Source organism: Pseudomonas sp. WP18, from assembly GCF_036689585.1.
GTDB classification, from domain to species: domain Bacteria; phylum Pseudomonadota; class Gammaproteobacteria; order Pseudomonadales; family Pseudomonadaceae; genus Aquipseudomonas; species Aquipseudomonas chlororaphis_E.
The window spans coordinates 4,618,054-4,630,329 of the sequence record NZ_CP144758.1 but is presented as its reverse complement, the minus strand read 5'-3'; the positions used below and the strand labels follow the sequence as shown (position 1 = coordinate 4,630,329).

Below are 12,276 nucleotides of genomic sequence, written 5' to 3'. Positions count from 1 at the left end.
TATGTCCTTTACACAAAAGCACCTCGACGCGGTTGAGGCGGCCATCGCTCGCGGTGAGAAAGTCGTGCGCTACACCGACCGCACCGTGGAGTACCGCACCGTCGACGAGCTGATCAAGGCTCGCGACGAGATCCGCACCTCTCTGGTCAATTCGGCCGGGCCGCGCTCCCGCGTAGTCCGGCTTTATCACGGAGGCAAAGGAGTCTGATGGCCCGACATTATCCGACGCTCAGCCGTAGCGGATTCTTGTTGCCGTCGAACATCAAGGCCAGTTACGAAGGCGCCGGAGAGGGTCGCCGATCTACTGGCTGGGATGCACCCGACAACGGAATCAACAGTATCAACACACCGGCACTGCGCAATCTGCGCGGCCGGTCACGGGCGGCGGTGCGCAACGACCCGTATGCCTTCAACGTCATCGACAAACGCGTCAGCAACTTGATCGGCACGGGCATCACGCCCAGGCCGAACACCGAAGACAACTCGCTTCGCAAGCTGCTGCAGCTGCTATGGGATGACTGGGTGGACGATTCGGACGCCGATGAGCACACCGACTTCTACGGGCAGCAGGCGCTGGTCGCTCGCACCGTTGAGACTTCCGGCGAATGCTTTGTCCGCTTGCGACCACGCCGCCTGGACGAGGGACTGGCTGTGCCGCTTCAGGTGCAGATCCTCGCGCCGGAGTTCGTGCCCCACGACAAATTCGAGACCACGCGCACCGGCAACGCCATTCGTGCTGGCATCGAGTTCAATCCGGAGGGCAAGCGGGTGGCCTACTGGATGTACCTGTCGCACCCCCGCGACGGCGTATCGCTGAACGCTGGTTACAACCAGTTGGTACGGGTTCCGGCGTCGCAGGTACTGCACATCTTCGAACCGGTAGAACCGGGGCAATTGCGCGGCGTACCGCGTCTGTCTCCTGTACTGAAACGCCTGCGTAGCCTGGATAACTATGACGACGCAGTGCTGTTCCGGCAGGAGGTTGCAAACCTGTTCGCCGGATTCATCAGCCGCCCGGCACCGGACTCCGGCCCCGTGCCCAGGGATCCCGTCACCGGTGAGCCTCTGAGCTTCGACCGTGACGGCTTTACGCCCATGGTCGCGCTGGAACCGGGCACCATGCAGGAGCTGGGGCCCGGTGAAGAGGTTGAATTCTCCAAGCCGCCGGACGCGGGCAATAACTATCCCGACTTCATGCGCCAACAACTGATGGCTGCAGCGGCCGGTACTGGCACGCCATACGAGATCCTCACCGGTGACATGCGCGAAGTGAATGACCGTGCGTTGCGCGTCGTGTTGAACGAGTTCCGGCGCCGCCTGGAACAACTGCAATTCGGTGTGTATGTGCATCAGCTCTGCCGCCCGATCCGTGCCGCCTGGATGGACATGGCGTTCCTATCCGGTGCCTTGGTGCTGGACGACTACGCCAAACGGCGCCGCGAATACCTGCGCACACGCTGGGTACCGCAAGGCTGGGCCTACATCCAGCCCGTTCAAGATGTGCAGGCTCGCCGGATGGAAGTGCAAGCCGGCTTCGCCTCACGCAGCGAAATGGTCACCCGTACCGGTTATGACGCCGAAACCGTCGATGCAGAAAACGCAGCTGACAACGCCAGAGCCCAGGCTCTGGGCCTCAACTACAACACGCACGAAGCCGTCGAGGTTACTGACGACAAGGAGCAATCATGAGCAAACCAGCGCTTCCGCGCATCTACAACAGAGCCGGCCAGCGGGTGAACGTCCAGGACAAGACCTGGTACGCCATGCAGGAGAGCGGCGAAGCCGAGGAGCGGGTTATCGAGGTGTTTGTCTACGGCGAGATCGGCACCTGGGGCATCACCGCCAATCAGTTCGTGCAGGATCTGCGCGCCATGGATGACGGCGTATCGCCGGTGATCGCGGCATTCAATAGCATCGGTGGCGATTTGTTCGATGGTCTGGCGATGCACAACGCGTTGTCCCGCCTGGGCGAGCGTTGCACCGGCCGTGTCGATGCCCTGGCAGCCAGCGCGGCCAGTGTCGCGGTCTGCGGTGCGCACCGCGTGGTCATCGCCTCCAACGCCATGCTGATGATCCATAACCCATGGACCTATGCGGCAGGGGACGCCGAAGACTTCCGCAAGGTGGCCGACGTCCTGGACCAAACCATGGAGGCCATCATCGCGGCCTACAAGGCCAAGGCGCCAGAGATCGACGAGGCCGAGCTTCGGCGTCTGGTGGCGGCTGAAACCTGGTTGACCGCCAACGAAGCGGTGGACCTGGGGCTGGCCGATGAGGTGGGTGACGGGGTGAAGGTCAAGGCGTGCCTGGGACAGGGCGCGGTGCTGCAGCGATACCAGCATGCCCCGGCTGAATTGCTCGCCCAGCTTGATGAACCGCCTGAGTCGGATAACGAGCCTGATCCTTCCGAACCGCCAGATGAACCTCCGGTGGTGCACTCGGCCAAGCTGGCCCTGATGATCACCCAGCGTTGTACGGCGGATGGCATCAGCAACCTGATCGAGCCGCTGCTCAACTCGACCAAGCTGGAAAGCGAGACCATCGTCCTAGCGGGTTTGGCTCGCGCAAAAGCCGTAAACGATCTGTGCGTTGCCGCACGGCTGCCTGAGTTCAGCGCCGAGTATGTCGCGGCCGGTTTGGATGCCTCCTCGGTGCGAGCGCGTCTGTTCGACAAGCTGGTGGGCAGCGGCAAAGGCTTCGAGATCGACAACAGCCTACCGCTCAACGCAGACCCGGCCCCGAAGGCCCAGGCCAAACAACCCGACCCCACCTCTATCTGGGCAGCCCGTCAGGCGGCGCAGTCAGGTAGCGCTAATACCTCGAAAGGAGCAAGACCATGACCATCAAACTGGAACCGATGCATGCCGGTGAATTCCTTCTGTCCGAGGGTGCCGGGAACATCTCGCGTGAATCGATCAACGTCGCGGCAGGCCCAGCATTGAATCCAGGGCAAGTACTCGGGCTGATCACTGCCACTGGCGAGTTCGCCCCTTACGACCCGGCAGCCGAAGACGGCACGCAAACCGCCGTGGGTATCCTTTTCGGCCCGCTTGGCGAATCCGACGTGGTACGTCGAGCCCGTGCTGTGGTGCGTTTGGCGGAGGTGAGCGAAGTCCATCTGACCGGCCTGGATCCCGACGCGGAAAGGGCCCTCGCCGCGCATTTTTTGATCGTTCGTTAAAGTGGTTGAACTAGCATGAGAGAAACTCCTACTAAGGACGATTTCTATGCCAGACCACAACGAAGCCCTAGCCAGCGCCCTGGAGTTATTGCTGATCAATCAGAGTGCAATTGGCGCTGCCGTTGAAGAACTTTCCAACTGGGTCGCTGATAGAGGTTCATTGGACGTTGCGGACAACATCACGACTGCCTTGGAAACACTGGACCTGAATGCCGAGGGGATCGGCAATGCAATTCGAGTTCTGCGTCAGGGATAGATCTACAAACAATCTTTTTTGAACCCGCTCCGGCGGGTTTTTTCATTTCTGGAGTGTACCCATGGCCCATATCGCCATTTTTGACGATGAAGCGTTTGCCGTACCGGCGCTCACCGCAGCAATCAACGAACAACCCTATTTGCCGGGCCGCATCAGCAGTCTCGGCCTGTTTCAAGAAGAGGGTGTTGCTACCCTGACAGTGCAAATCGAGAAGGATGGCGACACCCTGGCGCTGGTGCCGGCAGGTGAGCGCGGTACTTCGGGTCTAGTCGTCGGTGCCAGCAAACGCAAGATGATTCCTTTCAACACCGTGCACCTGCCGGAACGCTTCACCATCAAGGCCGACGAGATCCAGGGCATCCGGGCGTTCGGCACCCGCACTGAGTTGCAAGCAGTACAGGACGTGGTGAACACCCGGCTGGCAAAAGCGCGCCGGCAGCTGGACGCTACACACGAATTCCAGCGCATGGGCGCGCTCAACGGCTTGGTTCTGGATGCCGACGGTTCGACACCTCTGTTGGACCTGTACGCCGCCTTCGGAGTGTCCCGACAAAAACTGTCCATGGGATTGAACGACCCAAGCACCGAACTGCGCGTTAAGTGCGGGGAGGCGTTGGACATGCAGGAGGACGCGCTGGGCAGCGTCACCAGCACCGGCTCCCGCGCCTTTTGTGGCAAGAACTTCTGGAACAAGCTGATCGTTCACAAGTCGGTCAAGGAAACCTACATCGCCACTCAGCAAGCGGCGGCATTGCGCGGTGACGCTCGGGAGAGTTTCGAGTTCGGCGGCATCGTCTGGGAGCGCTACCGTGGCAAGGTAGCCGGTGTGGCCTTCGTCCACGACGACAAGGCGCTGCTGGTCCCTGAAGGTGTGCCGGACCTGTACATCTCGGTGTTCGCTCCGGCTGACTACATGGAAACGGTCAATACCCAGGGCATTCCGTACTACAGCAAGCTGGAGCCATTGCCGTTCAACAAGGGTGTGGCCGGCGAAGCGCAATCCAACCCGCTGCACCTGTGCACTCGGCCCCGTGCGCAGATCCTGCTGGAACTCTGATTGTGAGCTTTCGCGAGCTGGTCGTCGACCTAGACAACACGGTATTCGATGTCCTCGGCGACTCGGTGCTGATCGAAGGTCGACCAGTCCTGGGCATGTTCTCCGCTCCCTGGTTGCAACCCAAACTCGGCCGGATCAACACCGGCCTTCGTGAGCCACACCTGGTCATCCGGGTGGCAGACGCCGAGGGGGTCTGTGAGCGGCAACAGGTCGTGGTCGACCTACCGGTGCATGACGGCGGTGGTAATTACATTATCGTCAGGCCGGAGCCTGGAGGCGATGGTCTGGTTACGTTGGTGTTGAGGAAATCGCCATGAGCGTCGGCAGCTACTTCAAGCAATCAGCCAGTAGCGGGATGATTACGCTGCAGGCGGATCGATCAGATTTGAAGGCGTTCGCCGACTTTGCTGCGTTGGTCCCCAAAGCTGCCGCCGCTGCCCAGCGTCGGGCCGTCAACAAAACTCTGCGATGGTTGCGCACCCACATTGCTCGCACCGTCAGCCGACAGGAACGCATTGCGGTTTCTGCGGTGCGGCAGCGCCTGCGAGCCTATCCCCTCTCAGGCAATGGTCAAGGCAAGCTCTGGTTCGGTATCAACGCAATTGAGGCGAGCCGGGCGGGGCGACCTCGGCAATCACGGTCGGGTGTGTCGGTGGCGGGGCGCCGGTATCAGGGGGCGTTTTTCAAAAAGGTCTACGGCGGTCGAGCAGATATCTGGATTCGCACGGCGAGCAAGCACTTCAAGTCCAGTGATTACCCCGACAGTGAGTTATCCAGCGGAACAGGGCCTAGCTCGGGCTGGATTGCAGAGAACGGCAGTCGCTACCCCCTGGCCAAAGCCAAGATTTCACTGGAGGACGTCCGGCCCCACTTCGAGTCGTGGACCAATCGCGCTCACCAGCGCCTGCTTGAGATCTTGGAGCAGGAACTGAACTTCGAACTGCAGAAGTATTTGCGAGGATCTGCCCGTGTCTGACTTCAGTCTTGAGCTTTTGTATGAGGCCGTTGAGGCTCATATCGACCAAGCGATCCCGGGATTGGCCTGCGTGCGGACCATGCCTTACATGGCCGATCATATTGATTTGCCCGCTGCGGTGGTTGAGCTGGCAGAGCTGGAACCCGGCCAAGATCCCGGAACAGGGGAGACGGCGCTGGTTGCGCGCTTGGAAGTGCGCTTTATCGTCGGCGGCGAGGATGCCGAATGTCAGCAGAAAGCGGCATTCGCCGCCGCACAAATGGCCGTGCTGTTGCGTATCCAGACATGGGGGCTGGAGGTCGAGCCCGCCGAGTTTGTTCGGGCGGCCCAAGATTGGACCCGTCCCGAATTGGATGGCTATGCGGTCTGGGTCGTTGAATGGACCCAGACAATTTATCTGGGTGAAGCAGAGTGGCCATGGCCGAATCAGCCACCGGGTACCTTGCTCTGGGGTTTCAGCCCTGACACGGGACCCGGCAGCGAAGGAAGCTATCAGTCAGCGGAGGAGATGGCATGAGCTACCCCAGCGCGCAGCATGACCGCATGCTGGCTGGCCTGGTCAAGGATTGTTATGTGGTGGCGCTGGATCTGACCGCTTCGCCGCCCGTATGCCGGGTGTCGGATGGGGACTGGGTCAGTGCCTGGGTGCGTTGGCACAGTATCGCTGCCGGCAAGGCCCGTCATTGGCGAGCGCCCAGCATGGGCGAGCAGGGGACTCTGGTCAGTGCCAGCGGGGAAGTGGCACAAGGCACATTTATCCCCGGTCTGTATGGCAATGCTGGGGCACCGCCGGACAACCGTGATCATGTCGAGGTATGGCGTTTCGATGATGGTGGCTCGATGGTCTACGACTGGCAGGCCAGCACGTACACCATCACCGTGCCAAGCGGTACCGTCACCGTCAAAGTCGGCGGAACCGAAGTGGTCGTTACCGATAGTGCGATCAACGCCACTGCAGGCGATATCACCCTGACCGGCAATGTGCAGATCAACGGCCCGTTACACGTAACGGGTGATATCCACGGCGGCGGAAGCATCATCGACACCACCGGTAACACGCCGAACCATAAACACTGATTCCGACATTCATCCACAGCCCGCCGCGTGCGGGCTTTTGCGTTTCTGGAGCGAACCTTATGAGCAAGCAACGAACGGGGACGGACCGGGCCGCTACCGATGTGAACCCGCTTCAGCCCACACGGACCGAGTCGCCCGAACCCATCGGGCCGGCGCGGGTGTTTCGCGACACCCTGTACACCTCTCGCACGTTGGTCATGCCAGACGGCCGCACCGTGCCGGTCATCGCCGGTCAGGTCACAGCCCGTGGCGATGATCAATACGCCTTTCTCAAGGCGCACCCGGATATGCAACAGCTGACGGAGTAATTCCATGATCGGAGTGGACCGTCGCACGGGGCAGACGCTGTCCGGCCAGGCGCATTTGCGGCAGTCCATTGAGGACATTCTGAGCACGCCTGTCGGCAGCCGCCGCATGCGGCCAGAGTACGGCAGCCAGATGCGTCGCTATGTCGACCTGCCAGTTAATGAGGGCTGGAAGAGCGCAGTTCAGGCCGAGGTCGCTCGTGCCCTGGGGCGTTGGGAGCCCCGTTTGAAGCTTGAGCGTGTCCGGGTCATTGCGGTGGTTGATGGACAAATCACCTTGCAGCTGACGGGCTCATACATTGGCGATGGCGTGGTGCTGGAGGTGAACGCATGAGCACTATCGACCTTTCGGCGTTGCCGGCCCCACAGGTGCTGGAGAGTCTGGATTTTGAAGAGTTGTATCAGGGCGAGCTGGCAACTTTCCGCGAGTACATGGGCGATAACTGGACCGCTTTACTTGAAAGCGATCCCGTAACCAAGCTGCTGGAGTTGGGTGCTTATCGACGCATGCAGAATCGGGCGAGGGTCAACGACGCGGCCAAGGCACTGTTGCTGGCTCATGCCACGGGTGCCGACCTGGTGCAGTTAGCCGCCAACGTGAACCTTGAGCGCCTGGTCATTCAGGCTGAGGACTTGACCACTGTGCCGCCAGTCGCAGCGGTTATGGAAAGCTATGACGCACTGCGCGAGCGTATCCAACTGAGGTACGAAGGGCTGACCACTGCCGGGCCACGGAACAGTTACATCCTGCATGCTCGAAATGCCTCGGGTTTGGTGGCAGATGCCACGGCCGAAAGCCCGGCACCGGCCGAGGTGGTGGTGACGGTCCTGTCCCTGGAGGGCGACGGTACCGCTAGCCCCGAGCTGTTGGCCGAAGTGGACACCTACCTCAACGATGAAGATCGGCGGCCTGTGGCTGATCGGTTGACGGTGCAGGGTGCTGAAATCCTGCCCTATCGAATCGACGCCGTGGTGTACATGGTCGGCACGGGCCCGGAAAACGAGGCAGCACTTGCCGAGTGCAATGCGCGACTGCGGGCCTGGATCAACCCCCGGCGCCGCTTGGGCGTTGAGGTTGCCCGTTCGGCGATTGATGCACAAATCCATGTCACTGGTGTGGCCCGGGTCGAGATACCTGGATGGGTGGACATCCGCCCAACCAAAGCTCAAGCGGCGTGGTGCTCGGGCTTCACCGTAACGCGGGGTGGCAAATGAAAAGTCTGCTTCCCCTCAACAGTACCCAGCTTGAGCGTGCAATTGAGGCGGCTATCGACGAAACAACAGAGATACCGCTCAGAACCCTATACAACCCGGACGCCTGCCCGGCGCATTTGCTTTACCAACTGGCTTGGGCCTGGTCCGTGGACCGCTGGGACGAGGCGTGGCCGGAAGAGGTCAAGCGCTCGGTGATCCGCTCTTCGTTCTACGTCCATGCCCATAAGGGCACCATCGGCGCGTTGCGTCGGGTGGTGGAGCCGTTCGGCTATCTCATTGAGGTCGTCGAGTGGTTCCAGACAGAGCCCAAGGGTGTGCCGGGAACGTTCGCTTTGAAGATCGGTGTTTCCGATGAAGGCATTAGCGAAGAAACCTACCAGGAATTGACGTGGCTCATCGATGACGCCCGGCCAGTCAGTCGCCACCTGACAGGACTGGCCATCAGTCTGGAAACCAACGGATTCATCAACTTTGCCGCCTGCGTGTATGAAGGCGACGTCATTAGCGTTTACCCGCCTATCCAACGTGACATTGAAGTCACGGGCTCCTTCAGCCAGGTCGGACGCACTCACCAAATCGACACACTGGATGTCTACCCATGATCGATCAGAACAGCCAGTTTTACTGCATCCTCACTGCCATTGGGGAAGCCAAGCAAGCCAACGCCGATGCACTCGGTGTGCCATGGACTTTTGCCCAAATGGGCGTGGGAGATGCCAATGGTACTGACCCGCAGCCAGATCGGCTGCAAACTCGGCTCATCAATGAGAAGCGTCGGGCACCTTTGAACCAACTCAAGGTGGATCCGAATAACGCGAGCATCATCATTGCAGAACAAGTGATCCCAGCTGAAGTAGGTGGCTGGTGGATTCGTGAGCTGGGTCTGTATGACGCCGATGGTGATTTGGTCGCGGTAGCGAACTGTCCGCCGAGCTTCAAGCCTTTATTGGTGCAAGGCACAGGCAAAACGCAAGTCGTTCGAATGAACATGATCGTCTCCAGCACCGCCAACGTGACCCTCAAAATAGATCCGGCAGTGGTGCTGGCTACACGTGAATACGTCGACAGCCGAATTCTGGAGGAATTGAATAAGCAGGACTTCAAAAACTCGGTGCTGGTGGCAACCACAGCCGCGATTGTCCTGGCCGGTGCCCAGACAATCGATGGGATTGCAGTACCGGTTGGGGCACGAGTGCTCGTCAAAAACCAAGCGGCAGCCAAGGACAATGGTATCTACATCGTAGCCGCCGGGGCATGGCCGCGCTCGGCTGATGCTGACTCCTCCGCAGATGTCACCTCGGGCCTGACGGTGAGCGTCGAATCAGGGGCGGCGCAGGCTGACACGGTGTGGCAGCTCATGACAGACGGACCAATTATCCTGGGCACAACACCTCTGACTTTTCAGGACATCACCAACGGCTTCGCCCGTCTGCAGTCGCCGACCTTCACGGGGATGCCCAAGGCCCCAACTCCCGCTCAGTTTGATAACAGCAAGTTACTCGCTACGACCGACTTTGTGAAAAGGAGCGGCGTTGAGTACTCCTCCTTCAGTTCAAACAGTACGAACCTCGCCCTCACGGCTGCACACGTTGGTGGGCTTCACAGCTTCTCCAGTGCTGGGCAATTGACGGTCACGTTGCCGCCCTCGACCGGCGTAACCCAAGGTGCCACGGTAATGCTGTCGTGCGCAGGCGCTGGTGGGCTCAACGTCGTTGGGGCCGGCAATGATGTTGTTTATACCTCGACCGGGGTAGCGGGTGCGTTATCGATGGCGCTGGGCGACACGGCCGAATTCATACGCTTGCAGGATCAATGGCGATTGATTGGGGGCACTCTGGCGCTGCGGTTTGCCGGGGTAATGGCTGGGGAGTTCTACACGACGCGTCCTCAGCATGACAGCACCAAGGCCCTGGCTACTACCGAATTCGTTCAGCGCGGAATGGGCAACTACCGAGGGTTCATCAGTACTACTGGCCCATTGACGCTGATTGCTGCGAGTATCGGATCGGTGGTCACGTGCATCGGGACATTCACAGTCACGCTTCCATCTGCTGCTGATAGCCGTAGTGGTTCCTGTGTCCACTTTCGAAACATCGGAAGCGGCACCATCACCGTCGTTTGTGCCGGAGCAGATGGGATCAACGCAGGCTCTGGTCAGGTCACAAGCATGGTCCTTGCGCCCGGAACGAATCTTGAGTTGATCGGCAACGGCGTTTCAGGGTGGTGGGCGTCCGGGTCTGCCCAGCTTGGATATTCCGACGTGTTCAGTGGGCAATATTCGCCGGCAGGATTTCAAAAGGGCCCAAACGGATTTATCGAGCAATGGATGCAGGCCACGTTGTCGGCTTCAGGTACTGGCACGATCACCTACCCTCAGACGCTTTCGGCGGTCTACGCAGTTCACCCAGTCGTGATTTTTGGGGGCGCTCATTATGGCGTTTCCGTCGACGGTCCTCCTGGGTTGTCCTCGTGCGGTCTAAGGGCTAGCGCTGCAGCGCCTCTAGGCGTATTTGTTCGAATCATTGGGAAGCGCTAACCATGCCTTACTACATTGCTGATATTCGAGGCTTTGACCACTCCGACACACCGCCGGCTGGCTCGGTGTACATTTCCGACGAGGACTTTCAAACGTTATTCAGCGGCGTTGCAAGTCGCCCAGGCGCCTCGATAGTGCCCAATCGGCAGGGCTACCCGGTACTGCAAGATGCACCTGATCCAACGACAGAAGAGCTGGCGGCTGCGGCCTTGGCTCGTCGTGATGAGTTGCTGGCCCAGGCTGCATTGCGAATAGCGCCATTGCAGGATGCGGTCGATATTGATAGGGCTTCTGAAGCCGAGGTTCAGGCACTGAAAGCCTGGAAAAATTACCGTATCGACCTTAATCGGATTGAGCTGAAAGAAGGCTTTCCTACATCGATTGACTGGCCTTATCCCCCGGCCACTGTCGAGACTTAAACGCCCCGCACTGACGGGGCGTTTTCTTTTCCGCTTCACCACAAACAAGGCCCTGCACTGCGGGGCCTTTTCGTATCTGGAGAAACTATGAGCTTCTTTCACGGCGTTACTACCACGAGCGTCGACACCGGCACTCGTGTTATTGCGTTGCCGTCGTCCTCGATCATTGGACTGGTTGACACGTTTGTACCGGCGCCGGCCTACAGCGCACAGCCGAATGACCTGGTGATGATCACCAATGAGCGCGAAGCGGTGGCCGCCTTCGGGCCCGACTCGGCAATGACCAAAGCCTGCAAAGCCATCTACACCCGTGCCAAGGCGGTGATTGTTGCCTGTGGCGTGCCTCAGTTGGCCGATCCGGCTGAACAGACCTCGGCAATCATCGGTGGCGTGCAGGCCAACGGTAAGCGCACCGGCCTGCAAGCGCTGCTGGACGGCAAGAGTCGGTTCAACGCCCAGCCGCGGCTGTTGGTGACTCCCAAGCACAGCGCGACACTGGCTGTCGGTACCGCGCTGGTCGCGCTGGCCGACAAGCTGCGAGGGCTCGCCATCCTCGACGGCCCGAACACCACTGATGAGGCGGTGATGGCTTACGCCGAGAACTTTGGCGCCAAGCGGGGGTTCCTGGTTGATCCAGGCGTGCAGTATTGGGACACCACGGCGGACGCCACGGTCGACGCGCCGGGCTCTGCCTGGGTGGCGGGGTTGTTTGCCTGGACCGACAGTGAATACGGCTTTTGGGCGTCGCCTTCGAACAAGGAGTTTGTCGGCATCACCGGTACCTCGCGCCCGATTGAGTTTCTGGACGGTGACGCAACCTGCCGGGCCAACCTGCTCAACAACGCCAACATCACTACGATCATCCGCGATGACGGTTTCCGCTTGTGGGGTAACCGCACGTTGTCGAGCGATCCGAAGTGGGCGTTCGTCACTCGCGTGCGGACGATGGACATCGTCATGGATGCGATCCTCTACGGCCACAAATGGGCGGTCGACCGCTCGATCACCGCGACTTACATCAAGGACGTGACTGACGGTCTGCAAGCGTTCATGCGCGACCTGAAAGCCCTAGGCGCAATCATCAACTTCGAGGTGTTTGCCAATCCGGAGCTGAACACGGCCAGCCAGTTAGAGCAGGGCAAGGTGTATTGGGACATCCGCTTCACTGACGTTCCGCCAGCAGAAAACCCCAACTTCCGTGTAGAGGTCACTAATCAATGGTTGACCGAAGTCCTCGATACCGCCGCATAAGGA

17 protein-coding genes are annotated in these 12,276 nt (G+C 60.0%); all 17 read left to right on the top strand.

Annotated elements, in window-relative coordinates:
• Position 1 precedes the first annotated feature (1 nt).
• The 17 genes from V5F23_RS20470 to V5F23_RS20390 all read left to right on the top strand — a co-directional run bounded on the left by V5F23_RS20470 (position 2) and on the right by V5F23_RS20390 (position 12,273).
• Positions 2-208 (top strand): hypothetical protein, encoded by a 207-nt coding sequence (locus tag V5F23_RS20470; protein ID WP_014339651.1) that lies wholly within the window; start codon positions 2-4, stop codon positions 206-208.
• Complete coding sequence (locus tag V5F23_RS20465) at positions 208-1,689, top strand: phage portal protein (RefSeq protein WP_338496354.1); 1,482 nt, start codon at positions 208-210, stop codon at positions 1,687-1,689. The genes V5F23_RS20470 and V5F23_RS20465 overlap by 1 nt, the downstream gene beginning before the upstream one ends.
• A complete protein-coding gene (locus V5F23_RS20460) occupies positions 1,686-2,840 on the top strand; it encodes a head maturation protease, ClpP-related (RefSeq protein ID WP_338496353.1) in 1,155 nt (384 codons plus the stop codon). The genes V5F23_RS20465 and V5F23_RS20460 overlap by 4 nt, the downstream gene beginning before the upstream one ends.
• Complete coding sequence (locus V5F23_RS20455) at positions 2,837-3,181, top strand: head decoration protein (RefSeq protein ID WP_338496351.1); 345 nt, start codon at positions 2,837-2,839, stop codon at positions 3,179-3,181. Before V5F23_RS20460 ends, V5F23_RS20455 begins: the two co-directional genes overlap by 4 nt.
• Positions 3,182-3,227: 46 nt before the next feature.
• Positions 3,228-3,437: a hypothetical protein gene (locus V5F23_RS20450; protein WP_338496350.1), complete on the top strand. Its 210-nt coding sequence runs from the start codon at positions 3,228-3,230 to the stop codon at positions 3,435-3,437.
• Between the two features lie 61 nt (positions 3,438-3,498).
• Positions 3,499-4,494 carry a major capsid protein gene (locus V5F23_RS20445; RefSeq protein ID WP_338496348.1) on the top strand — a complete coding sequence of 332 codons (996 nt, stop codon included), beginning with the start codon at positions 3,499-3,501 and terminating at the stop codon, positions 4,492-4,494.
• A gap of 2 nt (positions 4,495-4,496) precedes the next feature.
• On the top strand, positions 4,497-4,811 hold the full coding sequence (locus tag V5F23_RS20440) for a hypothetical protein (protein ID WP_338496347.1): 315 nt from the start codon (positions 4,497-4,499) through the stop codon (positions 4,809-4,811).
• Positions 4,808-5,470 (top strand): hypothetical protein, encoded by a 663-nt coding sequence (locus V5F23_RS20435; RefSeq protein WP_338496345.1) that lies wholly within the window; start codon positions 4,808-4,810, stop codon positions 5,468-5,470. The genes V5F23_RS20440 and V5F23_RS20435 overlap by 4 nt, the downstream gene beginning before the upstream one ends.
• Positions 5,457-5,987, top strand: coding sequence for a hypothetical protein (locus V5F23_RS20430; protein ID WP_338498968.1), 531 nt, complete (start codon positions 5,457-5,459; stop codon positions 5,985-5,987). Before V5F23_RS20435 ends, V5F23_RS20430 begins: the two co-directional genes overlap by 14 nt.
• Positions 5,984-6,547, top strand: a complete 564-nt coding sequence (locus tag V5F23_RS20425) for a phage baseplate assembly protein V (protein WP_338496344.1) — start codon at positions 5,984-5,986, stop codon at positions 6,545-6,547. The genes V5F23_RS20430 and V5F23_RS20425 overlap by 4 nt, the downstream gene beginning before the upstream one ends.
• Before the next feature lie 59 nt (positions 6,548-6,606).
• Positions 6,607-6,855: a hypothetical protein gene (locus V5F23_RS20420; protein WP_338496342.1), complete on the top strand. Its 249-nt coding sequence runs from the start codon at positions 6,607-6,609 to the stop codon at positions 6,853-6,855.
• 4 nt (positions 6,856-6,859) lie between these two features.
• Positions 6,860-7,186 carry a GPW/gp25 family protein gene (locus V5F23_RS20415; RefSeq protein ID WP_338496340.1) on the top strand — a complete coding sequence of 109 codons (327 nt, stop codon included), beginning with the start codon at positions 6,860-6,862 and terminating at the stop codon, positions 7,184-7,186.
• A complete protein-coding gene (locus tag V5F23_RS20410) occupies positions 7,183-8,067 on the top strand; it encodes a baseplate J/gp47 family protein (protein ID WP_338496337.1) in 885 nt (294 codons plus the stop codon). The genes V5F23_RS20415 and V5F23_RS20410 overlap by 4 nt, the downstream gene beginning before the upstream one ends.
• Positions 8,064-8,669, top strand: coding sequence for a phage tail protein I (locus V5F23_RS20405; protein WP_338496335.1), 606 nt, complete (start codon positions 8,064-8,066; stop codon positions 8,667-8,669). The genes V5F23_RS20410 and V5F23_RS20405 overlap by 4 nt, the downstream gene beginning before the upstream one ends.
• A complete protein-coding gene (locus V5F23_RS20400) occupies positions 8,666-10,603 on the top strand; it encodes a phage tail protein (protein ID WP_338496333.1) in 1,938 nt (645 codons plus the stop codon). Before V5F23_RS20405 ends, V5F23_RS20400 begins: the two co-directional genes overlap by 4 nt.
• 2 nt (positions 10,604-10,605) lie before the next feature.
• The gene (locus V5F23_RS20395; RefSeq protein WP_338496330.1) at positions 10,606-11,022 is read left to right on the top strand and encodes a tail fiber assembly protein; all 417 of its coding nucleotides are present in this window, start codon (positions 10,606-10,608) and stop codon (positions 11,020-11,022) included.
• A gap of 87 nt (positions 11,023-11,109) precedes the next feature.
• Positions 11,110-12,273, top strand: coding sequence for a phage tail sheath family protein (locus V5F23_RS20390; RefSeq protein ID WP_338496328.1), 1,164 nt, complete (start codon positions 11,110-11,112; stop codon positions 12,271-12,273).
• Positions 12,274-12,276: the final 3 nt, after the last annotated feature.

Excerpts from the sequence above, each read along its gene's own strand:
- V5F23_RS20470 (WP_014339651.1), top strand. The coding sequence starts at position 2 with ATGTCCTTTACACAAAAGCACCTCGACGCGGTTGAGGCGGCCATCGCT.
- V5F23_RS20465 (WP_338496354.1), top strand. The coding sequence starts at position 208 with ATGGCCCGACATTATCCGACGCTCAGCCGTAGCGGATTCTTGTTGCCG.
- V5F23_RS20460 (WP_338496353.1), top strand. The coding sequence starts at position 1,686 with ATGAGCAAACCAGCGCTTCCGCGCATCTACAACAGAGCCGGCCAGCGG.
- V5F23_RS20455 (WP_338496351.1), top strand. The coding sequence starts at position 2,837 with ATGACCATCAAACTGGAACCGATGCATGCCGGTGAATTCCTTCTGTCC.
- V5F23_RS20450 (WP_338496350.1), top strand. The coding sequence starts at position 3,228 with ATGCCAGACCACAACGAAGCCCTAGCCAGCGCCCTGGAGTTATTGCTG.
- V5F23_RS20445 (WP_338496348.1), top strand. The coding sequence starts at position 3,499 with ATGGCCCATATCGCCATTTTTGACGATGAAGCGTTTGCCGTACCGGCG.
- V5F23_RS20435 (WP_338496345.1), top strand. The coding sequence starts at position 4,808 with ATGAGCGTCGGCAGCTACTTCAAGCAATCAGCCAGTAGCGGGATGATT.
- V5F23_RS20425 (WP_338496344.1), top strand. The coding sequence starts at position 5,984 with ATGAGCTACCCCAGCGCGCAGCATGACCGCATGCTGGCTGGCCTGGTC.
- V5F23_RS20420 (WP_338496342.1), top strand. The coding sequence starts at position 6,607 with ATGAGCAAGCAACGAACGGGGACGGACCGGGCCGCTACCGATGTGAAC.
- V5F23_RS20415 (WP_338496340.1), top strand. The coding sequence starts at position 6,860 with ATGATCGGAGTGGACCGTCGCACGGGGCAGACGCTGTCCGGCCAGGCG.
- V5F23_RS20410 (WP_338496337.1), top strand. The coding sequence starts at position 7,183 with ATGAGCACTATCGACCTTTCGGCGTTGCCGGCCCCACAGGTGCTGGAG.
- V5F23_RS20405 (WP_338496335.1), top strand. The coding sequence starts at position 8,064 with ATGAAAAGTCTGCTTCCCCTCAACAGTACCCAGCTTGAGCGTGCAATT.
- V5F23_RS20400 (WP_338496333.1), top strand. The coding sequence starts at position 8,666 with ATGATCGATCAGAACAGCCAGTTTTACTGCATCCTCACTGCCATTGGG.
- V5F23_RS20395 (WP_338496330.1), top strand. The coding sequence starts at position 10,606 with ATGCCTTACTACATTGCTGATATTCGAGGCTTTGACCACTCCGACACA.
- V5F23_RS20390 (WP_338496328.1), top strand. The coding sequence starts at position 11,110 with ATGAGCTTCTTTCACGGCGTTACTACCACGAGCGTCGACACCGGCACT.